We start from the raw sequence: 6,273 nt of genomic DNA, 5'->3' as shown, positions 1-6,273 counted from the left end.
ATAGTAACGTGAACAATCGGTGTAAGACCAAACAAAAAAACAGACTTCATATATCCTAAATCTGTCCTTTTGTTTGGGCTTCAGACCGATTTTCATCAGAGTGAACTAAGTCGCGTCCGGGGGGCTGTGGAATTTCAATCTGCCACCATCTATATAAATCTTATCATTGTTTCCGGCTAAAGGACATCAGTCATTCTCAAATACAGTCTTTATTCCACGCAAAATAAGCCTTCGTGAAAAGGCTTGTCTATCGATATGAGATCCATTTATTCAACAAAGCATATATCTGCCGTCCAAGCGAAAAGTGATGAGAGGTTCACCACATTTGGAACATTTGCAAATGTCATGGTTGTAAAGAATCTTGATTTTTTCAGCAGTTGTCTTACCTCTGAGCCTGGAAAGATACTGCTCGCATCCAAGAAGATTCCTGCATAGAGTCATTTTCTGTGCTTTGCATCTGCAGGCAAGTAACCCATAGTAGCGTATTCTTACAAATCCTTTAGGAAGTATGTGCAGAAGAAAGCGAGACACAAACTTTTCTCCTGAGATAGTCATAGGCCTGTACTTGCCATCTACACGGTAGTCCTTTGCCGCGAAGGTTACATTCTCAGAATCTATACTTAGAATTCGACTGTTGCTTATAGCAATTCTGTGAGTATATTTACCCAGGTATTTAAAGACTTCCTGTGCTCCTTTGAATGTTCGCTTGGAATAAACAACCCAATCCATGGCGTAGAGCTTATCAAGTAGACTTTTGAACTCATAGGTATTCCTTAGCTTTTCAGCTCCACCGGTATAAGATAGCTTCTTGGACTCATAAAGGTATTTAAGTTCTTCTAGATAGTATCTTTTGAAGACAGCTGACATAACCTTAACTGGCAAGAAGAATTTATTTCCTTTGTCCTTCCAATGATTCTTGGCATCAAGTCCACCACCCAGAACTATCGTATGAATATGCGGATGATAATTAAGCTTGGATCCCCATGTGTGAAGAATACAGATGTAGCCTATCTTTGCGCCAAAATGTTTGGTATCTTTGGAAAGCTCGGACAGAGTCTTATTAGTTGCATGGTAGAGTGCATCATAAAGAAGCTTCTGATTGGAGTAGATCAAAGGATACAAAAGCCCCGGCACAGTAAATACAGTATGGAAGTACGGCGCATCCAGTACATCTTCACGTCGAAGGTCTATCCACTCATCAACTTCCATTGCCTGGCACATGGGGCAGTGCCTGTTCTTGCAGGAGTTGTAATGTATAAACTTTGAATGACAGGATTCACACTCACTTACATGCGCACCCATTTCTGCAGTGCGGCAGGATCTTATACACTGGATTGCTCTGAATTGCTCATCAGAAAATGATCTGTCAGCGACCATAGGCAGGAACTGCTCAAATACATCCTGTATGGTCACGTTATTCATCCCCTTTGCCCTCATTGTCTTTTGAAGCATCTTCCTCTATTGGAAGATCAAAAGGACTCTTGACTCCCATAATTGCTTTATTCGTCACATGAACGTAAATGGCAGTGGACGAAGGAGATTTGTGTCCTAGCAGAGTCTGTACATACTCTCTGGGCGTTTCATTTTCTATAAGATGTGTAGCAAAAGAATGGCGTAGGATATGAGGGTGTACATCAATCCCTGCTTCTGCACCAATTCTTTTTAGCATGATCTCGATACCGCCTGTTTTCAAAGGCTTATGAGGCTTGCGAAGAGTAACAAATAGAGTGTCTCTTTCCTCCGGGCATTCATGCCAGTATTGCTTTAGAAGTTCAAGCGTCCGTTCTGAAAGAATGCTCCAATGATCACCATGATTTTTGCTGTTACGGACATGAATCTGCATAGTGGACATATATATATCACCAGGAGCAAGCTTCACAACTTCACCTACCCTTAATCCAGATGAATAGATCAATGCAATGATTGCTTTGTTTCGGGTGTTTTTGGCTGTATTTACAAGCTTTTCTATTTCAGAGCGGGTTAAGACTTGTGGGAGAGTCCATTCCAGCTTCATGCGTGGAACAATGTCGTGGTTCCATGGCTGATGGAGTATATGCTTATAAAAAAATGTGAGCGCAGAATTAATACCATTGCAATATCCCGTCGTTTTCCCATCCTTACGTTTCTCCAGTATATAGTCGCGGGCATTGTAAATAGTCAGCTCATCAATGTTTTCGCAATCATTCCATGCGATAAATTTGCTGATATGATACTCATATATACTGCAGGTTCGCGGTGATAAGTTTCTGATAAAGCACTCCTCTTTGAGTTGCTTTCTAATTTCGTTATTCATTAAAAATCCTCCAGAATTAAATATTTTCAGTGATAAAAAACATTCTTCCGGAGGAGGGCGGACTCTCAGCAGTAAAGAGTTGTGAAGAAATACAGAAAATGTTAATCTTTTCATAGGCGGAAGTAGTGGTTTTGTTTTGGTGTGGTAACTTAAACAATACTCCTTTTAGGAGTCACTATCTACCGCCTTTCTAAAAGTAAAAACGCTGCGCACAGCCTTGGCAGGCCGTCGCGCAGCGACTTAGTTCTCTCATTTATAGATAGATGCACTCCTTGGTGCGATACACATGAACCGCATGCTTCGATCAAAGAAGGCAAAAAGGGATACTCAGTTGCTCTTAGAACAGGACCAGGCATGCATGAGTGCGACAGGATTATTCAGAGCATTGAGCATTTCTATGGTCATTTGCATATTGAATGCGCAGGTCATCTTGGCCTAACATCAATTGAGCATAAAGAGAATGTAGAGCCCAGGAAACAAGAAATAATTGATTTCTGTAAGACGATTTAATTCCAGTAAAACTTACAAATGAATATCAGGTAGAAAGAGGTATATATGAATTATCAGGATATAAATGCAGAAACCATCGATAGATGGATTGAAGAAGGCTGGGAATGGGGAATACCGCTTAGCCATGAAGAATATGTAAATGCGACAAATGGAAAATGGGACGTTAAGCTTACACCAACTAAATTTGTGCCACACGATTGGTTTGGAAATCTAAAGGGCAAGAAAATACTTGGACTTGCAAGCGGCGGAGGTCAGCAGATGCCTATTTTTGTAGCGTTGGGTGCTGAATGCACAGTATTGGACTATTCAGAGAAGCAGATAGAAAGTGAAAGAATTGTGGCGCAGCGCGAAAGCTATAACATTCGGATTATCAGAGGTGATATGACCAAGAGATTGCCTTTTGAGGATGGGGAGTTCGATCTGATTTTCCATCCTGTATCTAATTGTTATGTAAAAGAGGTAAAACCAATTTGGAAAGAGTGCTTCAGAGTCTTAAAGACAGGAGGAATACTACTTTCTGGAGTTGATCACTACATTAACTACATAGTCGATGATGAGGAAAAAGAGATTGTGAACAGCCTTCCTTTTGACCCACTGACTAATGAAGAGCAAAGAAAACAGTTAGAAGAAGCTGATTGCGGAATGCAGTTTTCGCATTCTCTTGAAGAACAGATTGGTGGGCAGCTTGAAGCAGGATTTACTCTTCTTGATCTGTATGAAGATACCAACGGAGAAGGGCGTCTTCATGAACTTAGCATACCTACATTTTTAGCTATGCGTGCCATTAAGAAAGTTGGTAGGTAGTCTGGGGCTGTTAGCATAAAGGAAGTTTAAAATTTCAGCATAATCGACGATTGCTTAGTAAACAAAGAACGGATGGATAATGATAAAATGACAAGATGCAAAATAAAAGCAGTTATTGGCGCTGGTATTGCTTTAATTCTTTTTGGCGGATGTGGATACGATCAGACAAGCAATGATCAAGTTGCATCTACTGAAAATGTTTCCAATATAGATAAAAGCGAAGATGACATTAAAGAAGATAATGTCGATATAACTGAAGCCTCATGGAAAGATGGATATACAATCGTCCTTAATGCCTATAGGGAAGAAGCTGAAAAAATTAGTAAAGATGGTTTATATTGGGACTCTTTTGATGAAATACCAGCAATACCAAACGTAGAAGACACAATAATTGAAATGGAATTTTATAATCAATTTGGTCCATTTGCGTTCATGTTAAAGGATCTTGATGGTAATGAAATTCCGGAGCTATTTATTTGCAGAGCCACAGAAGAATTCGATAGTGGAGTGATATACCAGATTTTTACATGGCATGATGGAAAAACCATCGAACTTTTAGGCAATTTAGGTTATAGAAACGGGATATGCACTATTTGCCAGGATAATTTATTGAAGGTAGAGAGTTCTGGGACAGCTACTGATTATGGCAATACTATTTACTACCTGCCTGCGAATAGCACAGAGCTTAAGGTAGTTGAGCAGTTTTTTGCTATACAAAATAAAGAAGATTCAACAAAATCAGATTTCTTTTGGTTTTCATCGGATGGTGAAAAGACTCCCATTACCGAAGATAAATATTTAGACTATGAACAAAATTATGTTGAGCAAGCGGATCTTAGATATATTGAGGGAACGCAAGACAATATAGCTCATATATCAGATTTATGGGACGAATGAAATATTAACTGGTATGGGATAAGAGGACGAAAAATGGATTTCAGAAAGGCAACTTTAGAAGATATTGATAAGCTTGTTACTACAAGAATAGAAGTGCTTAGGGCCGCAAATGGGCTTGATGCAGGTGTCGACATGTCAGAAGTGGAGAAGGAATCCAGAGAATACTATTCCAGAGCACTTACAGATAATACGCATACTGCATATTTAGTATCCGATGGAGATACATTTGTAGGTGCCGGAGGTGTGAGCTATTTCAAGGTAACTATTAAATAATTAACATCAAGAGAAAGACCAAAGAGAGCGGCCATGACAAATACAGAACAGACCACACAAAATATGACCTCAGGAAACAGTATGAAACAGATCATACTGTTCTTTTTGCCCTTATTATGGGGAAATCTTTTCCAACAACTATATAGTCTTGTGGATAGCATTATAGTTGGCAAGGGAATCTCGGATCAGGCGCTGGCTGCTGTTGGGGCAACCGGGACACTTAACTTCCTTATACTTGGATTTGTTGTGGGGATGACCAGAGGATTTGGCATAACCTTTGCCCAGAGCTTTGGAAAAAACGATATGGCTATGCTGAATGCATACATCAGAGCAGCCAAGAAGCTCAGTATCACGTTTGGAATAGCCTTTACTGTTGTATGCGTTTCTTTACTCAATAAGATGCTGACGTTCTTGAACACTCCTGAAGATATCTTTGACGATTCGTATAGATATTTTGCTGTGATCTTATTGGGAATTGTAGTGACGGTTATGAATAACCTTGAGATTACAATTCTCCAGTCAATGGGAGATTCCAGAACGCCCCTCACTGCTATGATCTGTTCATCACTCGTGAACATCATGCTTGATATTATTTTCATAATGGCCTTTGGCACAGGAGTTGTCGGAGCAGCAGTGGCAACAGTGGTCTCTCAGTTTGTATCATACCTTTTGTGCCTTAAAAAGCTTAGAACCATCGATTTTATGAGTCTGGGAAAAGACACGTCAGAAATAGCAGATGAAAAGAATATATTGGTTGAACTGATGAAAATAGGACTTCCTGTGGCACTTATGAATTCGGTCACAGCTGCAGGGGCCATGGTATTGCAGTACTTCGTAAATCTTATGGGAAGCGCATATGTGGCAGCCTATTCAGCATGCATGAAATTTGCATCACTCTTTGAGCAGTTCGGAATGTCCGTAGGTCTTTCCATGATGACCTTTGTGGGGCAAAATAAGGGCGCAGGTAAATATGACAGGATACGCACAGGAGTAAGACAGGGCCTGATGCTCTCTACACTTGTGAATGTTCCTATATCACTCCTTATGATATTTGTGCCCGGAAGCCTGGCAAGGATGCTGCTGACTGACAACATGATAATCGGTTATTGTACCGATTTCATGCCGATCATGGGAATAAGCTTTTTTGCCCTGGGCTGGCTTTTTGTATACAGATACTCTGTTCAGGGGTTGGGCAATACCTTTATACCAATGCTCTCAGGCGGGCTCGAAGTTATTATGAGACTGATCTTTGGCTTTTTGGTAGGAAGGAACGGATTTAAGGAAATTGCCATTTCTGAAGTATCTGCATGGATAGGCGCTTTTCTGATGCTCATGGTGACATACTATTGTATAATTGGCAAAAGAACTAAAGCAATAGCATAAAGTAGCAATAAAATGACTCCCTGGAATTTTTATGATTAAAACTAAATGAGGGCTATTTAATAGCGGTTTCAAACCTGCTTGGACAGAGACAGAAGCTGTGAAAATTGGAGATG

At 40.1% G+C, this 6,273-nt stretch carries 5 protein-coding genes and 1 pseudogene; 4 read left to right on the top strand and 2 right to left on the bottom strand.

Features of this window, described 5'->3' with window-relative positions:
• Window positions 1-270: 270 nt before the first annotated feature.
• Together G631_RS0110540 and G631_RS0110535 are read right to left on the bottom strand one after the other, a co-directional pair.
• The gene (locus G631_RS0110540) at window positions 271-1,422 is read right to left on the bottom strand and encodes an IS91 family transposase (RefSeq protein WP_026489412.1); all 1,152 of its coding nucleotides are present in this window, start codon (window positions 1,420-1,422) and stop codon (window positions 271-273) included.
• Window positions 1,415-2,293: a tyrosine-type recombinase/integrase gene (locus tag G631_RS0110535; protein ID WP_026489411.1), complete on the bottom strand. Its 879-nt coding sequence runs from the start codon at window positions 2,291-2,293 to the stop codon at window positions 1,415-1,417. The genes G631_RS0110540 and G631_RS0110535 overlap by 8 nt, the downstream gene beginning before the upstream one ends.
• A gap of 555 nt (window positions 2,294-2,848) precedes the next feature.
• On the opposite strand from G631_RS0110535, the gene G631_RS0110530 reads away from it, so the two are divergent.
• The 4 genes and pseudogenes from G631_RS0110530 (at window position 2,849) to G631_RS0110515 (ending at window position 6,160) form a co-directional block, all read left to right on the top strand.
• Window positions 2,849-3,607, top strand: coding sequence for a class I SAM-dependent methyltransferase (locus G631_RS0110530; RefSeq protein WP_026489410.1), 759 nt, complete (start codon window positions 2,849-2,851; stop codon window positions 3,605-3,607).
• A gap of 87 nt (window positions 3,608-3,694) precedes the next feature.
• Window positions 3,695-4,504 carry a hypothetical protein gene (locus tag G631_RS0110525; protein ID WP_026489409.1) on the top strand — a complete coding sequence of 270 codons (810 nt, stop codon included), beginning with the start codon at window positions 3,695-3,697 and terminating at the stop codon, window positions 4,502-4,504.
• A gap of 33 nt (window positions 4,505-4,537) precedes the next feature.
• A pseudogene (locus tag G631_RS18875) lies at window positions 4,538-4,765 on the top strand (GNAT family N-acetyltransferase); the annotation flags it as partial.
• Window positions 4,766-4,810: 45 nt separating this feature from the next.
• Entirely contained in the window at window positions 4,811-6,160 is a 1,350-nt protein-coding gene (locus tag G631_RS0110515; protein WP_026489408.1) for an MATE family efflux transporter, read from the top strand.
• Window positions 6,161-6,273 lie beyond the last annotated feature (113 nt).

The organism is Butyrivibrio sp. XBB1001 (assembly GCF_000424505.1).
GTDB lineage: Bacteria > Bacillota > Clostridia > Lachnospirales > Lachnospiraceae > Butyrivibrio.
This window is presented reverse-complemented; position numbering and strand designations above follow the sequence as displayed.

Excerpts from the sequence above, each read along its gene's own strand:
- G631_RS0110540 (WP_026489412.1), bottom strand. The coding sequence starts at position 1,422 with ATGAATAACGTGACCATACAGGATGTATTTGAGCAGTTCCTGCCTATG.
- G631_RS0110535 (WP_026489411.1), bottom strand. The coding sequence starts at position 2,293 with ATGAATAACGAAATTAGAAAGCAACTCAAAGAGGAGTGCTTTATCAGA.
- G631_RS0110530 (WP_026489410.1), top strand. The coding sequence starts at position 2,849 with ATGAATTATCAGGATATAAATGCAGAAACCATCGATAGATGGATTGAA.
- G631_RS0110525 (WP_026489409.1), top strand. The coding sequence starts at position 3,695 with ATGACAAGATGCAAAATAAAAGCAGTTATTGGCGCTGGTATTGCTTTA.
- G631_RS0110515 (WP_026489408.1), top strand. The coding sequence starts at position 4,811 with ATGACAAATACAGAACAGACCACACAAAATATGACCTCAGGAAACAGT.